Source organism: Staphylococcus sp. HMSC035D11 (genome assembly GCF_001836075.1).
Lineage (GTDB): Bacteria > Bacillota > Bacilli > Staphylococcales > Staphylococcaceae > Staphylococcus > Staphylococcus hominis.
Genome location: NZ_KV827232.1, coordinates 24,932 through 44,340, shown reverse-complemented (window position 1 = coordinate 44,340; position 19,409 = coordinate 24,932). Strand labels below are relative to the sequence as shown.

Sequence of the window (19,409 nt, the reverse complement as noted above, 5' to 3'; positions counted from 1 at the left end):
TTTTTTTTCTTTTTTGAACTATACATTTACGTTAACTCCCTGCTTTCTTACCCTCTTTATATGTTGTAATGAATTTATAATAACCTCAACTTATTCATCATATATTATTTTTATCATTGTATTCAAAAATACGTCTAAAGTCTAAAGGTCCAGTTTATATTAATGATTTATAATAGAAGTCATACTATTAACGTGAGGTTGATTATGGATTATTTGCAACAATTTTTAACTACGACTGTTATCTTAAATATTTATTTAGTCATTATTATAGCAATATCTTATATAATTATTCATCAAAATCGACATTGTTCTTTTAGTCAATATTTAGATATTTACTTAAATTATATTCCAGTACTGACTCATGAAATGGGTCACATTCTATTTAATAAGTTAAGTGGGGGGCATGCTAAAGATCTTGTCATTGTTGTACGCCCTAGTGAACGTAAAGAAACGTTACAACAAGGCTATGCAATAACACAATCTAAATCAGTTACTGGACAATGTATTACGACATTAGGTGGATATGTTATGCCACCAATCATGTTAATGATAGGTTTTTGGACCATTCATTTTAACTATCCAAGCTTATTTTTAATCTTATATAGTTTGATATTTATGTATTACCTTATTTTAACATCTCGAAAATTGTCTCCCATTATCGTTTTAATCATTTTAATTTCATTATTGTATTTTTTATTGCAAGACAATAATCAATTTATGATTTTTTATATCGTAGTCCTCCTATGCCATCTTATCTTAGGTGTCCTATTAGGAGAAGTTTTGCAATCTAGTTGGACAATTATATTATTGACTTTCCAAAGAGTAAAAACACATTGGGATGGTAATACTTTAGCTGAATTGACACATTTACCAACATTATTTTATAGTCTATTTTGGATTATGATTAACGGTTTCTCTTTATATTTAATATACAAATTTATGATTTAAAAACGGCTCATCATATTCAAGTTGAATAGATGACGGTTTGTTTAATTTTTCTCTACAAATATATTCATTGCATTATCATAACTTAGAATCGTCATAGTTGTATTATTATTTATAATCATGACTTTATTGGTTTTATCTTTGGATACTATTTCAATGTTATCTCCAATTGAAATATGCTTACTGGATAGATAAACAAGTAAATCCGTTCTATCGCGAACACGTTTAATGTTTACTATGTCTCCTTCATCATATTCAAGTAATGAGTCATTATACTTTTCTTTATAAATATAATTTCTTGGAATAACTCCTCCATGCGGACAAGTTTCAGGATAATTTAACAGTTTATCTATCCTTTCTAAAAATAAGTCAGAAATTTTATGCTCTAAAATTTCCGCTTCTTGATGTACTTCTTCCCAATTATAATTTAACACTTCAATTAAAAATTGTTCTAATAAACGATGTCTTTTTATAATATCGAGTGTATGAGAGAGACCTTCTTTAGAGAGTTTTACCCCTTTATAATGTTTAGTTTCAACAAATCCAGCTTTTTCTAAACGATTTACCATTTCACTTACAGAAGGTGGTTTTATATCTAAATATTGAGATAGTATTTTATTTGAAACAAAAGCGCTATCACCACCATTAGTTAGAATTGCTTTGAGATAATCCTCTTTTTCTTCAGTTAACATGATTTCACCTCATAAACAGTTTCATCTTATTGTATCACGAATGGTTGAGTAATGTAGTTGTCTTCTATCATCTTACAATAAGAGGAATACATCTTAAATTTCAATTTTAAACCTTCCATTTATACTAAAAAAACCTAAGACATAGCGAGTTGTCTTAGGTTTAGTATTAATCATTATTGAATTATTAAATTAATCAGTTAAACTGTCTACAATAACCATTTCATCATAGTTAATTGCCTCACGTAATTTTAAAGCTGTCGCTTCTGTAATCTCTTCATCACTAATAAGTTCAGTTAAAATACGACGTTGCTCTCTTAAAGCATTCAACTTAATTTTAGTAATTGAATCTTCAGAACGTGTGTTAAAGAAGTTAGATGGTGATAAGTTGTCTATTCTCATTAAATATCCATCACATATCATACCCACTTCTAATTTATTATCTTCATTTGCCTCTTTAACAAGTCGGCTTACAACATTATAATGGACTCTTTTATTGATTTTAGAAAGTTCCATTAAGTTTTCAGTAACACTTAATGATGAAGCTGCATTTGTACGTGTACGAATATGACGTTTCAAAAGTAATCCTCTAATTCCAACAATAATACGACGACTGAGTGAAGCTTGTCTATAAACTTGTGTACGTTCAGCAAATCGCATATAGTTTTCTAACATGCTTTCCGTAATTTCGCCTTCATCTGCTAATTTTTCAAGCGTTTTTGTTTCTACGTTAAAAGCAATTCGTTGTAAACGTTCCAGCTCTTTTGAATTCTCGTCATCTTTTTCTACTGATTTTAGGAAAGTTAATTTATCATGATATTCTTTAATAACATTTCCATATCGATAGCTTGTTTCAAATGAGGAACGTTTGTTTAAATAATCAATCACGTGTTCTAAAATATAAATTCTTGCTTCTTTAAAATTCATACTTCCTATTTTAGGTTGAGGTGCATTTTTCGTAACAAAAGGTAAAATGATTTGTGCAATCACTAAGCTTAAGATAACCATACCTGAAGAAATAAAGAGTAAGTCATTACGATACTTAAATGACTCATGATTTTCTAAATAGTAAGGTAACGTTAATGCGATTGCGAGTGAAATTGTTCCATGAACACCACAAAAAGTCATAATTAACGCATACATACTTCGTTTAGGGGGTTTCTCTTTCGTATTTGTTCCATCATCATTCATTAATTTTTGGAATGGACTGACTGATAGATAAAATAAAGGATATAGTACATAAACCCAAATAAATCTAAATACATATACAGCCAATGCTACTAATAAAGTAATTCCTATTAAGAAAAGTAAGTTATGTGGTTCACTTTTAATAATTTTTACAATGACTTCCGGCACTAAGAAGCCAAGTATTGAGAATACAAAACCATTTAACGCATAGCCTAAAATATTCCACGTATGGTTATAACTTAGTTGAAGGCGTGTACGTGTTTGAGCAATACGGTCACGTTCAAAACCATGAACAAGTCCAGCCACTACAGCAGCAATAATACCTGAAGCATGGAATAGTTCTGCCACAAGATAGGTTACAAATGGTGTTAACAATTGAAGAAATACAAACATATTAATATTTTCAATACCACGTCGTGTTAATGTTAGACGGAATCGAACAAGTAATATACCGATTAACAATCCTACAATGGCCCCTCCGATTGAAGCAATTAAGAATTGTTGAATCGCTTCAAATAATGAGAAAGCGCCAGTAACAAGTACCCCTACTGCTATTTTAAATGAAATGATACCTGCAGCATCATTTAATAAAGACTCACCTTCTAAAATCGTCATTGCACCTTTTGGTAATACTTTACCTTGTGTAATAGCTTGCACTGCCGGAGCATCGGTAGGACAGAGAATTGCGGCAATCGCAAACGCTGCACCAATTGGTAAATCTGGCCATACTAAGTGAATAAATAACCCTACACCTATGACGGTAGTAATTACTAAACCTAATGCCATTAACATGACAGGTTTAATATATCTTCGTAAATGTACCCTAGATACATTAACACCTTCAACAAATAATAAAGGTGCAATGGTAGCTAGCATAAAGAGTTCAGAATCAAAATTGAATTCAACTGGTACAGGCAATATAAAGAGGATCATTCCTAATATGATTTGAATAAATGCAAGAGGTACTTTAGGAATAAAAGTATGAACAAAGGAGCTTACAATAACAACAGCTAGAAATATGAGAATCGTTTCAAATATTTCCAAACTTTCACCCCATTATTTCATATTTAATTTGAGATATAAGATACATTATCATCTTATTTATTTTAAACGTATGTAGTTATTATCTACCGTTCTTATGCTCTCAATTTAATATCAATTTTATCATTAAAATATATTCAGATTAACTAACTTGCACTTTCAAAATAATTCACTTAAAAACTATTAAGATATGCAATTATTCTTCTAAATCTTCAATATTTTTATCACCATGTTGTTTTCTTTCTTCAGCTCTATAGTTTTTAATATCATAATACAGTTTTTCTCGTTGTTCTTCTCTTTTTTTAGCACGACTTTTTAACTCATCTGTTGTATTAAATTCTTTTGAACTTAATAAAATGGAAGATTGTCTTGGTGCATCATCTTTTCTATACATGTATGCTCCAGTTCGATAAGCTGCTCTAGCAACAAGGTGCATACCAACAGCAGATGTTAAATTAATAAAGACAATGGATAATAATAAACGAACACTAAAGAGACCTTGCGCCGTCGTAAAGTATATTAATACCCCGATTAAAGTAAGTAATACAGAAAGCGTTGAGCTTTTCGTAGAAGCATGACTTCGTAAAAAAACATCTTGAAATTTTACAATGCCTATTGCACTAATTACTGCAATAATACTTCCTAGAAAAATAAGAATAGACGCAATCAACTCAGTGACGCTTTTTATGAGTTCCATTGAATACCCGACCTCCTCCAATAAATCTAGAAATAGATACAGAGCTTACAAATGAAATGATCGCAATTAACATAATTGAATCTAAGTACGCATCAGTATCATAAATCACGCTAACTACTCCAACAATGCACATAATGACGGCACTAGCTGCATCAAATGCTACGACTCTGTCTGCTGTTGTAGGACCTTTAATCAAACGAAACAATCCAATAATAAATGCAATACCAAATAATATTAAAGCTCCTGTACTAAAAAAGTTAGTCATCGCTTGGATCATCGTGACACCTCCATAATTAAACGTTCATATTGTTTAATACTTTTTAACAAATTAGCTTTTTCATTTTCAGAAATGTCTATACTATGAATAAAAAATTTATTGGTTAATTTTGAAATTCTAATCACTGTCGATCCAGGCGTAATAATAATTAAAATGGTTAAAAATGTAATGGCCCAATCACTTTTTAACTCTGTTTCATATGTGAGAAGACCAGGATTCATATCTTTTGTTTTAAATAAAATGTATTTAATGATACTAAGACTTGAAGTAATTAACTGATACAAATATATACCTAAAAACTTAATAGCTACCCATATTTTTACTAAATAAAATTCTTGACCAAAGAATCGGTGCAGTATATAAATCACAATTAATCCTATAAGATAGCCAGATACAAAGGTAGAGAATAAAAAAGAACCTTGGTCTTGAAAGAGTACCCATAGAAAAGCAATTAAGATATTCAATACAATTTGTCTCATTTATTCTCCTCCTTTAAATGTGGATTAACTAAGTGATGAAAGTAAGCATCATTTGTATTTAACTCTGTTGCATTTTTAGTAACATTCATAACAATTGGTGCTGCAAGACCCATAACTACTACAGCTACAGTTAATATGCCAATCATACCTTTTCGATGAGCAGGCAATGGATTGTAATCAACTTGCTCGCCATCTGCATCTCCAAAGTACATAATAAATAGTATTCTAAATAGACTATACATTGCTAAAAGACTTGTTAAAATCATGAGTGCTAATCCGATATAATTACCATTTTGAACCGCACCTTGGAAAATAAGCACTTTACCAGGGAATCCACTAAAAGGAGGAACCCCGCCAATCGCGAAAATCATAACGATAAATGCTACGCCAAAGAAAGGCTCTCTCTTTGCCAAACCATATAAATACTTATATTCTCTATAACCAGACATATAAACTAAACTACCAATAATAAAGAATAATAATGTTTTTACTACAATATCGTTTGTTAGATAAAAAATAGCACCATGAATTCCAGCAAATGTATTTGATCCTAAGCCTAAAATAATAAAACCAATTGATAAAATAACTTGATATGCTGCAATTTTCTTTATGTCTTTAAATGCAATGACTCCAAAAGCACCAATAATCATTGTAATACAAGACATAAATACAAGTATTGGGTGTGTAATATTTGGATGTTGATCAAATAATAAAGTGAAGAAACGAATTAAAGCATATGCTCCCACTTTCGTCATTAAAGCTGCAAATAAAGCTGCGAGCTCAGTATTTAATACTGCATAAGCTTTAGGTAACCACATAAATAACACTAACGATGCTTTTGAACCAAATGCAATCATAAATACAATTGCAATGACAACCACCATTTCATTATTGTGAATATCATCTAAGCGTAAGGCAACTTGAGAAAAGTTTAATGTTCCTACTAATTTGTAAAGTAAGCCAATACCTAATAAAAATAACCAAGACCCAATAATATTTAAAACAACATAGACAATGGCTGCTCTTAATTGTTCTATTGATTGTCCTAATGTTACAAGCACAAATGATGCAAGTAACATAATTTCGAACATCACATAGAGGTTAAATAAATCAGAAGTTAAAAAAGCACCAATCACACCGGTAGTTAAAAATAAAATAAATGTTGGTAAATAATAGCGATTCACACGTTTTTCAGCAGATCCAAATCCATACGCCATAATTAAAGTCACTACAAAAGAAGCGACTGTTACCATGAGTAAACTTAAAGTATCACCTAAAAATTGAATACCAAAAGGTGCTTTCCAACCACCAAAATCTAAAGTGATTGGTTTATGATTCATCACATAAATCAATAAAGCTAGCGAAATAAGCGTATTAACCGTCATTGTTCCAATATATAAAATCTTCGAAACTCTATTTTTATTCTTCGTAAATACAAGTAATAATGCACAAAGAAGTGGTAAGAGAATCGGAAGGATTAATAAGTTACTGTTCATCATCTTCATCCTCCCTAAGCACATCAATTTCTGATTCTTTTGTAACACGATATGTTCGATAAACTAATACAAGTAAGAAAGCTGTCATACCAAATCCAATAACAATTGCAGTTAAAACAAGTGCTTGCAATAATGGATCGACATAGTTGGTATTTGAACCACGAATAAGCGGTTCTGTTACGTGGTCACTATAGTGACCCATACTCATAATAATCAAATTACCCGCATGCGTATAAATCGAAATCCCTACAATAATACGAATTAAATTTAAAGATAATATCATGTATGTCGCTAAGAATACGAGAAATCCTATAATTAGTAATAAAATAAGATTCATGATTTACCTCCACTCAATGCCAACATAATTGTGACAATCACACCCACTACTGAAAGTACTATGCCTAATTCGAAAATCGTCACTGTAGTAATATGCATTTCATTAAATATTGGTAAATGAAGTGTAAATTCACTTTGATATAAAAATGATTTGCCAAAAAAGGTAGGCGCAATAGCTGTGATTAAAGAAATAAGCGCTCCAATAATCATTAATTTTCTAAAGTCGATAGGTAAACTATCCAATACTTTTTTTACGTCGAAAGCTAAAAACATCAAGATAAAAGCTGAGCTAAAGACGAGACCACCAATAAATCCTCCTCCTGGATTATTATGACCCGCTAAATAAATGTAGAAACCAAAAGTAAGTAAAATGAATACAACAATTTTAGTTACTGTTTTTAAGACTACGTCATTTTCTTTCATCTTGACCCCTCCGATCTTTGTAATTTAATAATGTATAAATACCTAAACCAGCAATAATTAATACCAAGCCTTCAAACATAGTATCAAGTGCTCTAAAATCACCTAAAATGGCATTCACAATATTTTTACCACCTGTGAGTTCTTTTGCATTCATATAATATTTAGAAATAGTTTCTAAACCATCACCTTGTTGTGCCATAAATACAAGTGTTACCACTGCGCCTGCAAAAATGAATGCTACAACAATTTTCATCATTTCTTTTTTCTTATCTGCTTTCTTACGAGAAATATTTGGTAAGCGTGAAAAACTAACAATGAATAATATTGTAGTCATCGTCTCTACTACAAGTTGTGTTAAAGCTAAATCAGGTGCCCTCATGATTAAATAAAATAATGCAACTGAATAGCCAATAATTCCATTTAATATTACCATCGTTAAACGTTGTCTTATAAAGACAAGTGCTATACCAACAACACTGATTGAAATCGCAAGCAGCACTTCTAAAGGCCCAAAGTCAGTAACATGCATTAGATGTAGTTTAGGAAACCCTACTCTTAAAAAGCCATACGCTACAAATAGTGAAAACACTAAAAGCGTAATCACATTGTAGTAATTTAATCGGTTCGTCATTACACCACGAATACTACAACCAGCATAATGTTCAAATATGCTATAAGCTTTACGATAGGAATTTGTAATCGATGCTGTTTTGATTAAGCGGTGCGTTAACACTTTCCAATTTACTTTTGTTGCTAAAATAATTCCTAAAATAATAACAATGATACTAAAAATAAGCGGTAAATTAATACCATGCCACTGGGATACATGTGGTGCCATCTTATCAACTTGGATACCTAAGTTTGTGACATTTCTTAATGCAGGTAAAACAATCGGATGCGTAAAGGTATTTGGGATAAAGAAGATAACAGGTAGCATCACAGCAAAGATCATTGCTGGTAAACTGAACAACCACGGCTCATGAATATGCTTTTTAGGAACTTCTTTTTCATTAAATTCTCCCCAATATGTTTCTTTTAGCATGTAAACTGCATAGACAAACGTGAATATACTTGCAATCACGCCTAATGCCACAATTATAATGGTTAAAGTTAAACTAAATTGCTCTAATTCAATAGATTTAACTAAAGAATCAAAAAACATTTCTTTACTTAAAAAACCATTTAAAAATGGTACTCCCGCCATTGATAATGCTGCAAGCGTCATACTCACGTGCATTTTAGGAAAGAATTTTCTCATACCATTTAATTTTTTAATATCTCTTGTGCCCGCTTCATGATCAATAATACCTACGCCCATAAATAACGTACATTTAAATAACGCATGATTCATGACATGGAACAACCCTGCAAATAAAACTAATGTGTAAATTTTAGCCATTGGTCCACTTGGATGCTGCGCAATACCTCCACCTAAACCAACCATTGTCATAATCATCCCAAGTTGACTAACTGTAGAATAGGCAAGAATTCCTTTCAAATCATATTGTCTTAAAGCTGTAAGAGATCCAAACATCATTGTGATTAATCCTACAAAAGTAACAATATAAATATAACTATTACTTAAGCCTAATACAGGTGTGAATCTAAATAGTAAAAATATACCTGCTTTAACCATTGTTGCTGAATGTAGATAGGCACTTACAGGGGTTGGCGCAGCCATAGCTTTAGGTAACCAAATATGAAATGGAAATTGAGCTGATTTTGTGAAAGCTCCAATAAGCATCATAATGATCATTGGAATAAATAAAGGTTGCTCACTAATATGATGACTTTGCGATAAAATTTCAGTAATTGTATTCGTACCTGTCATTATGTACAACATAATAAAACCTGTTAATAATGCTAAGCCGCCAAATACCGTAATCATAAATGACTGTATTGCACCTAGCTGACTATTTGCATTACTATACCAATACGAAATAAGTAAGAAAGATGAAACACTTGTGAGTTCCCAGAAGATATACATAAGAATGGTATTATTAGATATTACTATACCTAACATACTAAACATAAATAAAAGTAAGTATATGAAAAATCTAGGTAAGTTATCACCATTAGGCGTTAAATATTGAGTAGCGTAAAAGAAAACAGCTATCCCTATAATAGAAATAATTAAAGCAAACATTAATCCAAGTCCATCTAGTCTTAAATCTAAATTCAAATCGATAGCTGGCATCCAAGCTAGTTTAAAAGAAATCACTTTCTGATGAAGTACACTAGGAATTTGAGATAAGAAATAAACAGAAGCAATTACTGGAGCAAATAGGGAAATATATCCCGCATAGCGTCTTAGAGGTCTAATAAATAAAGTGATTAGAACCATACCTATGATTAGTAAAAGTGCCCCTAGTAAATAAATTAAACTCATCAAAACCCTCCTTTTTATAAATTCAAAGCAATAATTGTATGATGATCTTCTTTAGGTGACAAACCAATAAATTTCAAAGTTTCATGCGTAGTCTGGTGTCCTAAATATTTTTGAATAATCGCAATAGAAATACCCGATTTATAAGCATGATATGCAAAAGTTTTACGTAGAGTAGTTAAACCAATATGTAAAAGGCCTAATTCTTTAGCTGCGTGGTGAATAATTCGATAAGCTTGCTGACGTGAAAGTTCTTTATGTGTACGAAGAGACTGAAATAAAAGATGATCATCTTTCAACTGATTTTCATAGATATATGTATCAATTTCATTTCTTAAATCAGAAGGAATCATAATTTTGATAAATGGGGCACTTTGTTGAATCCAAGCTGTCTTTATTTCTTTATTTTCTTTATTCTTTATATCTTCAACTTTAAGATGTAATAAGTCAGTAAGTCGCATACCTGTATGTATAGCCAGTTTAAATAAAAGATAATCTCTGTCTGATTTCATTTGTAACACGTGATACATCTTCTTAATATCATTCTTTTTCTTAATAGGTTCTACATAATTCATTTATCCACCTCAAAAAAGTTTCTTATTTAATGATATATCATATTTTAGTAACATTAAAATATTTCGCTCAATTATTTTTGACTTCAAGTTACTTTTTTTAAAAATATTTTCGATATATAAAGTGTAAGGAGGTGAAAGTAAGATGAACGAAATTACTCAGTTATCTGTTATTTGTACTCACGTTACACATGATACAAATGGAAAAGCTAAAGAAATTAAACGTCGATTTAATAACATTAATACACGTGCTTCTGAAGCAGACATCAAATCATTTGTAACAACAATTTCAAATTTGATTGAAGAATCTTTCGATAAAGTTGAAGTTGTAAAAACTCAAGGATTAGTTTAATGAATGATTTTATTAAAAAGGAGGTATGAACAATGTCAAAAACGTTAGAACTTATATTTAAGACAAATCTAAACAAAACAGCTAAGTTACAATTACCACAAATTTCAGCAACAATAACAGAAGCTAATGTACAATCAGCAATGGAAAATATCATTAAGTTAGATGTTTTAAGATTTACCAGTGGCGCTCCAAGTAAAGTCGCTTCAGCTCAGATTGTAGATAAAACAACAACTGTTTTATTTGAATTAAATTAATTGACATAGTAGACGTAAGTTACAATATCAAATTTTACTTCACGTCTTCTAAACAGTAGATTGAGAATGGATGAAGAGTTCTAAAAGAATTCTATCCGTTCTCTTTTTTAGTATAGAATTTTTTTATAAATTTACGTATAATAATCATATTTGATAGTAAAAATAATGGAGGAATTAAGTTTGCTTTTTCTATTTGTACTTGGAATTATTGCTGGTATGATGGTGCCTATTCAAACATCGATTAATTCTAGATTAGGTCGATTTACAGAATCATCTTTTTATGCCTCTACGATTTCTTTTTTTGTAGGCACTCTATTTTTATTAATACTTAATATCATTTTTAATATCCAAATGTTCTCAAGCTCATTTTATGCTGGTCACTCTATTGATTATCATTGGTGGGTTGGTGGCTTGCTTGGTGTATGGTTCTTAACAGGTAACTTATTACTTCTTCCAAGATTAGGTGCAGCACTTACGGTTGTGATGACAGTTGCTGGTCAAATCATAATGGGTGTTATTATTGATACATTGGGATTACTTGGAGCCAATCAAACATCTTTTACTTTTTTAAAAGGTGTGGGAATTATTGTTTTATTATTCGGAATTCTTCTTATGAATCATATACCTAAAAATAAACTTAAAGATAAAAGAAATATCTCACTTTATATTTGGTTGTTCATTGGCTTTATTTTCGGATTTGCGCCTCCACTACAAACTACAATCAATAGCGGACTTTCAAAGCAAATGCATTCTTCTTTATTCGCTGCACTAGTTTCTTTTACTGTTGGAACTATTGCGTTATTTATTCTAACAATCATATTTAATAGAAGTTTAAAAATTAAACTATCACAACATCATTTCGGTCGTATTAAACCGCTCTATTTTATTGGTGGAATTTTAGGTGTCGTATTCGTTACATCTAATATTATATTAATGCCCTATTTAGGTGCTGCTCTTACAACTATTGTCGCAATGCTTGGTCAAATGATAATGGGCGTCATTATTGATCACTTTGGCATTGGTGTACCTAAAAATGAAATGACTTTCCGTAAATTTATAGGATTAATCGCTATAGCAATTGGTATTGTTTTATTACGTTTATTTTAATGGCTAATAAAATTAAACTTTTATCTAAATCTTCGTCTTCTTAATGAAATAATTGAGAAGACTTTTTTGATGTCATCATTTAATTATGTTGTATTTAGCTCTAAACTTGTATAATAAATGCATATTAATGTTTAGAGGTGATTATATTTGAAAAAGTTTTTATCCCCTTTACCAATACTGGTAACCCTCCTCCTTCTCCTTATTATTTCGTTTGGATTTTATATTTATTCTAAGATTCCTAAAACTACTCATTTAAGCAAAATAGAAACGATGACTGTAAAACCACATTACTCTCTTTCTTTTCAAGGCGTTCAGCAAGCTAAACAAAGTTATACACTTTATTATGAGCCCTCATTAGGTATTAGTTCAGATATTCTAGTAAAAAATAACGAAACGATATCTAAAGATACACCCATATTTAAATATTATAATCCACACATTGAAAAACATATTCTTGCAAAAAAGAATCTTTTATCTTCAATACAACACTCAAATAAAATATCCTCCGATAACTTCAACCAACAAGTTCAATTATCTAATGATATACTCAACTTACAGCAACAACTTCAAACACGTATTTATGCTCCTATTAAAGGTCGAGTCACTGTACTTCACCCTTTCCCTTCAAAATCTCATACTGAAATTATGCAAATTAATAGTGATGAACGAATCATTCGTGCTAAAATCAATGAATCTCAACTCAAACAGCTTAAAAATAATCAACTTGTTCAAGTTTCTATTAAAAATACTAGGCAATTTGAAGGAAAAATTTTATCTATTTCTTCTATTCCTTATAAAACTGAGACATCTTCCTCTTTTTATAACGTAGATATTTCTACAGATCCTTCCTACCCTATTGGATACCATTTTAATCTTCACTTAGGAACAACAGAATATGAATTACCCAATAAAGTCATTTACAATAAAAATTATGTTCTAGTTATACATAATAAAAAAATTATAAAAAGAAACATTAAATATATTAAAAGTAAAAAAAGTGGGTATATTATGGTATCCAATGGATTAAATATTGGTGATAAAATTATTACGCATCCTTCTACATCTTTATTAGAAAGCACCGAATAATCTTTTATTTTAGTATATTAAACTTTAATTTTATAATATGGAGTATCATAATAATTGTTCTTAATTAAATCTTTTATAAAATTTGCTTATTTTTATAAACAAAGTATTAATTAATCAAAATATTGTTTTATTAAGTGCATTTTCGTTTACTTTCTAATTTTATTTAGTTATAATTAACTAAATAAAATAGAATTAAATTAATTTATTTAATCTAAATTATTAATAGCTTTTTTAAACTAATAGTTGACGTTATATATAGATAAATTTAACGGATGCATAAAAAATAGAAAGAATATTAGTTGGGGAGGTCTTAAAATGGCTATTTCAAAAATTAATGACTGCTTTGAATTATTAGCAATGATTACTTATGCAGATAAATTAAAAAGCATTATTAAAAAAGAATTTTCAATTAGCTTTGAAGAATTTGCTGTTTTAACTTATATTAGTCAAAGTAAAGAAGAAGAATATTATTTAAAAGATATTATTAATCACTTAAACTACAAGCAACCTCAAGTAGTAAAAGCAGTGAAAAATTTATCTCAAGAAGATTACTTCGATAAAAAACGTAATGAGCATGATGAAAGAACAGTATTGATTCTTGTAAATGCAACGCAACGTACAAAAATTGATGAATTACTTAATAGAGTTAACAAACGAATCGAAGAAGCTAATAAAGAAACAGAATTATAATAGTAAACCCTAAAGAGACTAGAACTTTAAAAAACCTAGAATAATAGCCCGTAGATAACATTCGTCTACGGGCCTCTTTTATAGCCATAATTCATATTATATGATGTTGTTTTCTGTAGAATAACTTCATTCTAATATTTATAAACATTGTTTAATAATTTTTTTATATCTAGAACCCCACCCTTTAGGTTGTTCTGTTTCCTTAGATATTCTATTGTAGATAATTTTGACTCTATGCTTATAATTTTATATCAATAAATTTGTAGTATGAGATGCATCATTTTTTTCTACAAAATTTAAATATAATGTTAAAAATTTCTCTTCTTCTTCTATATGAGGTGCATGCCCTGAGTCATTAAATAAAACATAATTTATATTTTTAAATTGATTTTCAAATTGTTGATTCTCTTTATTGATAATAATTGGGTCATAACGTCCTTCTACTATCATAGTTGGAACATTGATATCATGTGTGACTGTATTTGATTGATTCTCTGTATCTAATAAGGCTCTTGATGCTACTGCACTATCTTCATCGTCTTGTTTACTATATAAACGTTGACGTTGAAACCACTTCATTGCAACGTCACTTTTTTTGTAAATATATGGAAATAATATAAGTAACGCTTCAGATTTATTAAACCCCGCTACTTTATCTTGGTGCTCAATCATTAATTTTGTAAAACCATGGACAATATCTTCAGATTTAGAAGATATAATTGTTAAAGATCGCACTTTCTCTTTATATTTTTCGGTAAAAGCTTGTGCAATAATTCCACCCATATCATGTCCTAATAAATGTGCGCTTTTAATACCTAATTGTTGCATTAACATAATTAAATCTTTAATGTGATCATTTAAGTTATAACTCGTAGGATGTGTAGATTTCCCATGACCTCTCACATCGTAAACAATGACTCTATAGTGTTTTTTCAACTCTTTTTTTAATGAGTAAAACCCAGCTAAATTACCATCTAAACCATGAATTAAAATAACGGGAATGCCTGTACCTGCATCTTGATAAGCTATCTTTATTTGATTAGACGTTTCAATTTTTTTCATATCGGCACCTCCCTTAGTATTTACTATACCCACTAAAACATATTTAACGCTATAAACATGTATACAATTAATTATTTTTTTATTTTAAAATTTTTATATAATTTAAATAAAAAAACTCAACCCTATTAATCAGGGTTGAGTTAAAATCATATATTTTATTAAATACTTCTTCTAGATGATAATCGTATAGTATATGTAACAATTAGTACGACGATAATAATCCAAATGATAAGTGAAACAGTTTGAGCGACATTTGAATTTACAATAACAGCATCAATCGTCTTTTGAGAGAATAATAAACCTACTGCTGTATATTCTAATCTTTTAAAAATAACCCCGCATAAACTCATTATAAGTCCCATAAAGAAAATAAATTGATGACTATACATAGTAATAGGAACAATGCCTATAGTGAGATTAAATGCACGCATAATAATAAGAATTAAAGCAATAATTGCAATCATATAGCCTATGATTATCTCTGTGCGATTACTATATAAATATTTTTTTCGAGCAATTTGTATATGAATAAAAATAGTAATCGGGAAAATAACAATACAATAAAACAAAGATAATATAGTTGCAGCTTGGAATGGAACGTATTGCTTATCATATAAATATGAAATTAAAATAAAATTGATAATAAAAAATATAATAGGATTCAATTGTAAACCAAATAAATTTCGTTGAATAATTAGGATAATTTGAGCCGTTGATTTCCCTCTAAAATCAAGATAATCTTGCTTTTTTTCTTCAGATTTTTTAAAGTCATTACGTATATTTTCTTTAATGTCATCGATAAGTTTAGGGGGCATGGCTTTATGAGTAAAATAATCATTCACATTTTCAAGTAATACTTTATCGTTTGATCGCATATGTTGCTCCTTTATCAAATGTAAGTTTTAAAATACATTCAATTTATTCATTTCAACATTTTATCATAGATTTCAATTGATTTCTTTTCATAAAAAGAAGTAGGATAACGAATCCCAGATTGAATTCGTTATCCTACTTCTATATATTTCATTACCTTTTAAATGAAATGGATTATACGTCACTTTAACTAACTACTTCATTACATTATTTATTAATATCAATACGATATAATTTTAATACTTTGTCTTTAGGTGAGCTTGAACCAAATTGATAGCTTGTTTTACCGTTTTGAATATAAGCAAAATTGCCACTTACACTATTATATTGAACACGTTTAATGGCTTTTTTACCTACGCTTTGTGCTACTTTTTGATAAGTTGGACCATTGGCTTGATTATAAGTCATTGATACTCTAGTCACATAACCAGTATTTTTTTTACCGATGGCAGTAACAACTAATACGCCTTTATTTGTATGGAATTCATAATATTTTTCTTGATTATTTGGATTATATGAATAAATAGGTGTGCCATAGTGATTAATAACATTTTTAATTGATTCACCTATTGTCACATTTTCTAATGTTTTTTGACCTTGAGTTAATTGTTGTACAGTCTGAATCGAATTACCACTAGCTGCTTCAGCATGATTATAGCCTACTCCTGTCATTACTAGTCCTGAAACTAATAGGGCTGTTGCTAACTTTTTCATAAGCACTCACTCCTTTTTCTTTTATGCTTAATTACAGTATACCCTATCCATTACAAAAATAACAGAAATATTACAAAAACATTACAAAATATTTCTTTTTTATAATCCATTCATTTTGGTAAATAATATTATTTAGTGTTGAGGCATATGTTTTTTTATAAAAGGTGTCACATCATGGATAAACTTCTCTTGTTCTTCTTCAAAAGGATACATGCTTGACTTCGAATACACTTCAAAATGTACATTTCCTATTAAATCTGCTACTTCTTTAGATTCAAGAGATGTTATTCTTTCTCCATACGCACTTGCAACTATAAATGTGGGTTTAGTGATGTACTCAAATACTTCTGCAATTCCTCTTTGTTTAAATACTTCATCTACTGCTTCTGTCTCTTCTTTAGTAGAAATTGAATTAGTATCTTCGACATTTTTTAAGAACTTATTCACTTTACGATGTTTATAATAGCGATGTTTATCTAAAAACTTCTCTTGTTTATCTTCATTCCAGTTACGGATTTTATGTGCATATTTTCTAAACAATCGTTCTTCTGGTAACTCTCCTTCAATAGATGTCGGATTGATCATTGTTAACGAAGAGACATACTCTGGATATTGCTTTGATAAATGCGCAATAATTGTAGCACCCATTTCATGGCCAATAAAAGCCGCTTGATCTATGTAGAGATAATCTAATAATAAAATAATATCATCTGCAAATTCATTGAATTTAATATGTCGTGGTTTATCTGAATATCCATGACCACGTAAATCCAATAATACGACTTGAAATGTTTTTGAAAGTGCATGAGCTAAATTTTGAAAAATTGAAGCATTTTCAAACGCAGTATGTACAAGCACTACTGGGTATCCTTGTCCCATAGTATTGTAATTTAATGTAAATCCACCTTTTCTTGTAAATAATTCCATTTAATTATCTCCTTTTTTTTGTTTATTTATGGATAAAATCGTTAAGAGCTCTTCTATTGTTGTAATGATATAATCTACTTCTTCTTCTAAAGGTTCTAATTCAGCATTTTCTTGTTTATACCAAACGCTTACCATTCCCATAGCACGTGCAGGAGCAACATCATTTAAGGCATCATCTCCAACATACATAATTTCTTCTGGTAAAACGCCGAGTTGATCAATCATATCTTCAAAAATACGTGGGTGAGGTTTGCGATAACCTACTGTTTCAGAAGTTGATAAATAATTAATCACGTGTTCTATTCCTAATGAATAAATCCGAAATTGTTTAATCTTTGATTTCCCGTTTGCAATTACACCGAGTAAATAATCATGCTCTGACAACTTTTCAAGTGTGTATAATGTATCGTAGTATGGAAATACATATCGATAGAAATGCATTTCGAAATCATGAAATAAATCTTTCCATTTCAATCTATCGATGTGAAATTGTTTTATTATCTCCTTATATACATAAGGTTTATCGTTATCTTCATCATCATCTAATTCTATAAATTTATGTTTAAAGTCAGCAAGTTGTACATGTACAAAATAATCATGAAAACGTTCATATTGTTCTTCTATAAATTTATCTCGAGACTTAGTTCTATCCAATAATGTGCCTTCTAAATCGAACACAACTGCTTTGATTTGGCTTAAGTCCATTTTTATTTACCTCTTATCACTATAATTATTCTTATTTTAATAATTTTTGTTCACTTCACTAACGTGTTGTATTAGATTGAGTGACTAAAATATAAAATAATATGGGTATCCCAACAAGTGATAAAATAATACTTGCTGGAATTTGCACTGGATTGATAACAATCTTCCCTACAACATCAGCGAATAGCATCGTTAATGCACCTATCAATATGTTTAATGTCATTTGTATAGCAAGACTATATTGAAAATAATATCGTCTAATTAATTGAGGTACAATGATGCCAATAAAACCTATAACACCTATAAACGCTACTGCTACAGCTGTCATAATAGATGTTAACAAAAGTACAATAAATGTTATCCATTGCACATTTAACCCTAGAGACTTACTTTTAGCTTCTCCTAATTGCAAGAGCTTAATTGGTGTAACTAAACTATATATCACAATAATGATTGGCAAAGAAACCATTGTAATATAAACGAGCTCATTCATTTCGGCATTCGCAAATCCTCCGAAATAATAGGCTAACATACGATTCGTACGTTCTGGTTTAATGAGTGTAAGTATATATATTAATGCATTAAAAAAAGCGCCTACCATAAGTCCAGATATGATGAGTACTCTAATTGGAAAATTTCTAGACAATACGATTGTCATTATAACAACAAGTAAAAGTGTCGTGATACTAAAAATGATAGAAAAAATTGGAATAAATAGAAAAGATACACCTAAAAATATAGCTAAACTTGATCCAAAAGTCGCTCCACTCGCTAAACCAAGTGTAAAGCTATCTGCTAAAGGATTATTTAATACCGTTTGAAATAATTGACCCGTCAACGTTAATATGGCTCCTACCATAAGCGCCTCAAATGTTCTAGGAACTCTAACTTTTAAAAAAATCATTTGATTAAATGCTTGATGTAATGACCCTAAACCCCAAAAAAGACTTATAGCTATTATAATACATAAGCAAAGTGTCCAAACTGAAAATGTTAAATATAGATGTCGTTTCATTTCCACTCACATTTCAATTATTATTTATTTCTTATATTACAATGAATATATCCTTACTACTAATTAAAATAAGATTACAAAATGATTCTTTCTCT

At 29.7% G+C, this 19,409-nt stretch carries 22 protein-coding genes; 6 read left to right on the top strand and 16 right to left on the bottom strand.

Translation table 11 applies throughout. From position 1 onward, the window contains the following. Window positions 1-204 precede the first annotated feature (204 nt). The gene (locus tag HMPREF2647_RS04575) at window positions 205-948 is read left to right on the top strand and encodes a M50 family metallopeptidase (RefSeq protein ID WP_070859577.1); all 744 of its coding nucleotides are present in this window, start codon (window positions 205-207) and stop codon (window positions 946-948) included. Between the two features lie 41 nt (window positions 949-989). Here the strand turns inward: HMPREF2647_RS04575 and HMPREF2647_RS04570 are convergent, their stop codons facing one another. The 10 genes from HMPREF2647_RS04570 to HMPREF2647_RS04525 all read right to left on the bottom strand — a co-directional run bounded on the left by HMPREF2647_RS04570 (window position 990) and on the right by HMPREF2647_RS04525 (window position 10,532). Beyond that, entirely contained in the window at window positions 990-1,637 is a 648-nt protein-coding gene (locus HMPREF2647_RS04570) for a metal-dependent transcriptional regulator (protein WP_049382098.1), read from the bottom strand. A 189-nt stretch (window positions 1,638-1,826) separates the two neighbouring features. Next, window positions 1,827-3,866 carry a cation:proton antiporter gene (locus HMPREF2647_RS04565; protein ID WP_017176020.1) on the bottom strand — a complete coding sequence of 680 codons (2,040 nt, stop codon included), beginning with the start codon at window positions 3,864-3,866 and terminating at the stop codon, window positions 1,827-1,829. Between the two features lie 193 nt (window positions 3,867-4,059). After that, window positions 4,060-4,560, bottom strand: a complete 501-nt coding sequence (locus tag HMPREF2647_RS04560; RefSeq protein WP_017176021.1) for a Na+/H+ antiporter subunit G — start codon at window positions 4,558-4,560, stop codon at window positions 4,060-4,062. After that, a complete protein-coding gene (gene mnhF2 / locus HMPREF2647_RS04555) occupies window positions 4,535-4,837 on the bottom strand; it encodes a Na+/H+ antiporter Mnh2 subunit F (protein ID WP_017176022.1) in 303 nt (100 codons plus the stop codon). The genes HMPREF2647_RS04560 and mnhF2 overlap by 26 nt, the downstream gene beginning before the upstream one ends. Further along, on the bottom strand, window positions 4,834-5,316 hold the full coding sequence (gene mnhE2 / locus HMPREF2647_RS04550; protein ID WP_017176023.1) for a Na+/H+ antiporter Mnh2 subunit E: 483 nt from the start codon (window positions 5,314-5,316) through the stop codon (window positions 4,834-4,836). Before mnhE2 ends, mnhF2 begins: the two co-directional genes overlap by 4 nt. Then, complete coding sequence (mnhD2, locus tag HMPREF2647_RS04545; RefSeq protein ID WP_049415487.1) at window positions 5,313-6,812, bottom strand: Na+/H+ antiporter Mnh2 subunit D; 1,500 nt, start codon at window positions 6,810-6,812, stop codon at window positions 5,313-5,315. The genes mnhE2 and mnhD2 overlap by 4 nt, the downstream gene beginning before the upstream one ends. Beyond that, on the bottom strand, window positions 6,802-7,149 hold the full coding sequence (gene mnhC2 / locus HMPREF2647_RS04540; protein ID WP_002448875.1) for a Na+/H+ antiporter Mnh2 subunit C: 348 nt from the start codon (window positions 7,147-7,149) through the stop codon (window positions 6,802-6,804). Before mnhC2 ends, mnhD2 begins: the two co-directional genes overlap by 11 nt. Then, window positions 7,146-7,571: a Na+/H+ antiporter Mnh2 subunit B gene (gene mnhB2 / locus HMPREF2647_RS04535; RefSeq protein ID WP_002455676.1), complete on the bottom strand. Its 426-nt coding sequence runs from the start codon at window positions 7,569-7,571 to the stop codon at window positions 7,146-7,148. The genes mnhC2 and mnhB2 overlap by 4 nt, the downstream gene beginning before the upstream one ends. Next, on the bottom strand, window positions 7,558-9,960 hold the full coding sequence (locus HMPREF2647_RS04530) for a DUF4040 family protein (protein ID WP_049379659.1): 2,403 nt from the start codon (window positions 9,958-9,960) through the stop codon (window positions 7,558-7,560). The genes mnhB2 and HMPREF2647_RS04530 overlap by 14 nt, the downstream gene beginning before the upstream one ends. Window positions 9,961-9,974: 14 nt before the next feature. Next, a complete protein-coding gene (locus HMPREF2647_RS04525; RefSeq protein ID WP_017176026.1) occupies window positions 9,975-10,532 on the bottom strand; it encodes a tyrosine-type recombinase/integrase in 558 nt (185 codons plus the stop codon). 142 nt (window positions 10,533-10,674) lie between these two features. Here HMPREF2647_RS04525 and HMPREF2647_RS04520 point away from each other — a divergent pair, with 142 nt between their 5' ends. From HMPREF2647_RS04520 to sarA, 5 genes are all read left to right on the top strand, one after another. After that, complete coding sequence (locus tag HMPREF2647_RS04520) at window positions 10,675-10,881, top strand: sigS mRNA-stabilizing protein SroA (protein WP_002448893.1); 207 nt, start codon at window positions 10,675-10,677, stop codon at window positions 10,879-10,881. Between the two features lie 32 nt (window positions 10,882-10,913). After that, on the top strand, window positions 10,914-11,135 hold the full coding sequence (locus HMPREF2647_RS04515) for a DUF2922 domain-containing protein (protein ID WP_017176027.1): 222 nt from the start codon (window positions 10,914-10,916) through the stop codon (window positions 11,133-11,135). A gap of 180 nt (window positions 11,136-11,315) precedes the next feature. Further along, window positions 11,316-12,242, top strand: a complete 927-nt coding sequence (locus tag HMPREF2647_RS04510; RefSeq protein ID WP_049413754.1) for a DMT family transporter — start codon at window positions 11,316-11,318, stop codon at window positions 12,240-12,242. A gap of 147 nt (window positions 12,243-12,389) precedes the next feature. Then, entirely contained in the window at window positions 12,390-13,328 is a 939-nt protein-coding gene (locus tag HMPREF2647_RS04505) for an efflux RND transporter periplasmic adaptor subunit (RefSeq protein ID WP_049379661.1), read from the top strand. A gap of 315 nt (window positions 13,329-13,643) precedes the next feature. Further along, the gene (sarA, locus tag HMPREF2647_RS04500; RefSeq protein WP_002448898.1) at window positions 13,644-14,018 is read left to right on the top strand and encodes a global transcriptional regulator SarA; all 375 of its coding nucleotides are present in this window, start codon (window positions 13,644-13,646) and stop codon (window positions 14,016-14,018) included. 246 nt (window positions 14,019-14,264) lie between these two features. On the opposite strand, the gene HMPREF2647_RS04495 is transcribed toward sarA, so the two are convergent. The 6 genes from HMPREF2647_RS04495 to HMPREF2647_RS04470 form a co-directional block, all read right to left on the bottom strand. Next, the gene (locus HMPREF2647_RS04495) at window positions 14,265-15,080 is read right to left on the bottom strand and encodes an alpha/beta fold hydrolase (RefSeq protein ID WP_049413752.1); all 816 of its coding nucleotides are present in this window, start codon (window positions 15,078-15,080) and stop codon (window positions 14,265-14,267) included. Between the two features lie 158 nt (window positions 15,081-15,238). Next, window positions 15,239-15,955: a hypothetical protein gene (locus HMPREF2647_RS04490; protein WP_049413750.1), complete on the bottom strand. Its 717-nt coding sequence runs from the start codon at window positions 15,953-15,955 to the stop codon at window positions 15,239-15,241. 205 nt (window positions 15,956-16,160) lie between these two features. Then, window positions 16,161-16,667, bottom strand: a complete 507-nt coding sequence (locus tag HMPREF2647_RS04485) for an SA0570 family protein (RefSeq protein WP_002448912.1) — start codon at window positions 16,665-16,667, stop codon at window positions 16,161-16,163. Between the two features lie 132 nt (window positions 16,668-16,799). Next, window positions 16,800-17,594 carry an alpha/beta fold hydrolase gene (locus tag HMPREF2647_RS04480; RefSeq protein ID WP_017176033.1) on the bottom strand — a complete coding sequence of 265 codons (795 nt, stop codon included), beginning with the start codon at window positions 17,592-17,594 and terminating at the stop codon, window positions 16,800-16,802. Next, window positions 17,595-18,299: an HAD family hydrolase gene (locus tag HMPREF2647_RS04475; RefSeq protein WP_017176034.1), complete on the bottom strand. Its 705-nt coding sequence runs from the start codon at window positions 18,297-18,299 to the stop codon at window positions 17,595-17,597. A gap of 58 nt (window positions 18,300-18,357) precedes the next feature. Beyond that, the gene (locus HMPREF2647_RS04470; protein ID WP_049379663.1) at window positions 18,358-19,314 is read right to left on the bottom strand and encodes a FecCD family ABC transporter permease; all 957 of its coding nucleotides are present in this window, start codon (window positions 19,312-19,314) and stop codon (window positions 18,358-18,360) included. Between the last annotated feature and the right edge of the window lie 95 nt (window positions 19,315-19,409).

Coding starts and splice junctions, on each gene's coding strand:
- HMPREF2647_RS04520 (WP_002448893.1), top strand. CDS start 10,675: ATGAACGAAATTACTCAGTTATCTGTTATTTGTACTCACGTTACACAT.
- mnhF2 (WP_017176022.1), bottom strand. CDS start 4,837: ATGATCCAAGCGATGACTAACTTTTTTAGTACAGGAGCTTTAATATTA.
- mnhB2 (WP_002455676.1), bottom strand. CDS start 7,571: ATGAAAGAAAATGACGTAGTCTTAAAAACAGTAACTAAAATTGTTGTA.
- HMPREF2647_RS04515 (WP_017176027.1), top strand. CDS start 10,914: ATGTCAAAAACGTTAGAACTTATATTTAAGACAAATCTAAACAAAACA.
- sarA (WP_002448898.1), top strand. CDS start 13,644: ATGGCTATTTCAAAAATTAATGACTGCTTTGAATTATTAGCAATGATT.
- HMPREF2647_RS04470 (WP_049379663.1), bottom strand. CDS start 19,314: ATGAAACGACATCTATATTTAACATTTTCAGTTTGGACACTTTGCTTA.
- mnhC2 (WP_002448875.1), bottom strand. CDS start 7,149: ATGAATCTTATTTTATTACTAATTATAGGATTTCTCGTATTCTTAGCG.
- HMPREF2647_RS04530 (WP_049379659.1), bottom strand. CDS start 9,960: ATGAGTTTAATTTATTTACTAGGGGCACTTTTACTAATCATAGGTATG.
- mnhE2 (WP_017176023.1), bottom strand. CDS start 5,316: ATGAGACAAATTGTATTGAATATCTTAATTGCTTTTCTATGGGTACTC.
- HMPREF2647_RS04560 (WP_017176021.1), bottom strand. CDS start 4,560: ATGGAACTCATAAAAAGCGTCACTGAGTTGATTGCGTCTATTCTTATT.
- mnhD2 (WP_049415487.1), bottom strand. CDS start 6,812: ATGAACAGTAACTTATTAATCCTTCCGATTCTCTTACCACTTCTTTGT.
- HMPREF2647_RS04490 (WP_049413750.1), bottom strand. CDS start 15,955: ATGCGATCAAACGATAAAGTATTACTTGAAAATGTGAATGATTATTTT.
- HMPREF2647_RS04475 (WP_017176034.1), bottom strand. CDS start 18,299: ATGGACTTAAGCCAAATCAAAGCAGTTGTGTTCGATTTAGAAGGCACA.
- HMPREF2647_RS04495 (WP_049413752.1), bottom strand. CDS start 15,080: ATGAAAAAAATTGAAACGTCTAATCAAATAAAGATAGCTTATCAAGAT.
- HMPREF2647_RS04485 (WP_002448912.1), bottom strand. CDS start 16,667: ATGAAAAAGTTAGCAACAGCCCTATTAGTTTCAGGACTAGTAATGACA.
- HMPREF2647_RS04570 (WP_049382098.1), bottom strand. CDS start 1,637: ATGTTAACTGAAGAAAAAGAGGATTATCTCAAAGCAATTCTAACTAAT.
- HMPREF2647_RS04525 (WP_017176026.1), bottom strand. CDS start 10,532: ATGAATTATGTAGAACCTATTAAGAAAAAGAATGATATTAAGAAGATG.
- HMPREF2647_RS04480 (WP_017176033.1), bottom strand. CDS start 17,594: ATGGAATTATTTACAAGAAAAGGTGGATTTACATTAAATTACAATACT.
- HMPREF2647_RS04575 (WP_070859577.1), top strand. CDS start 205: ATGGATTATTTGCAACAATTTTTAACTACGACTGTTATCTTAAATATT.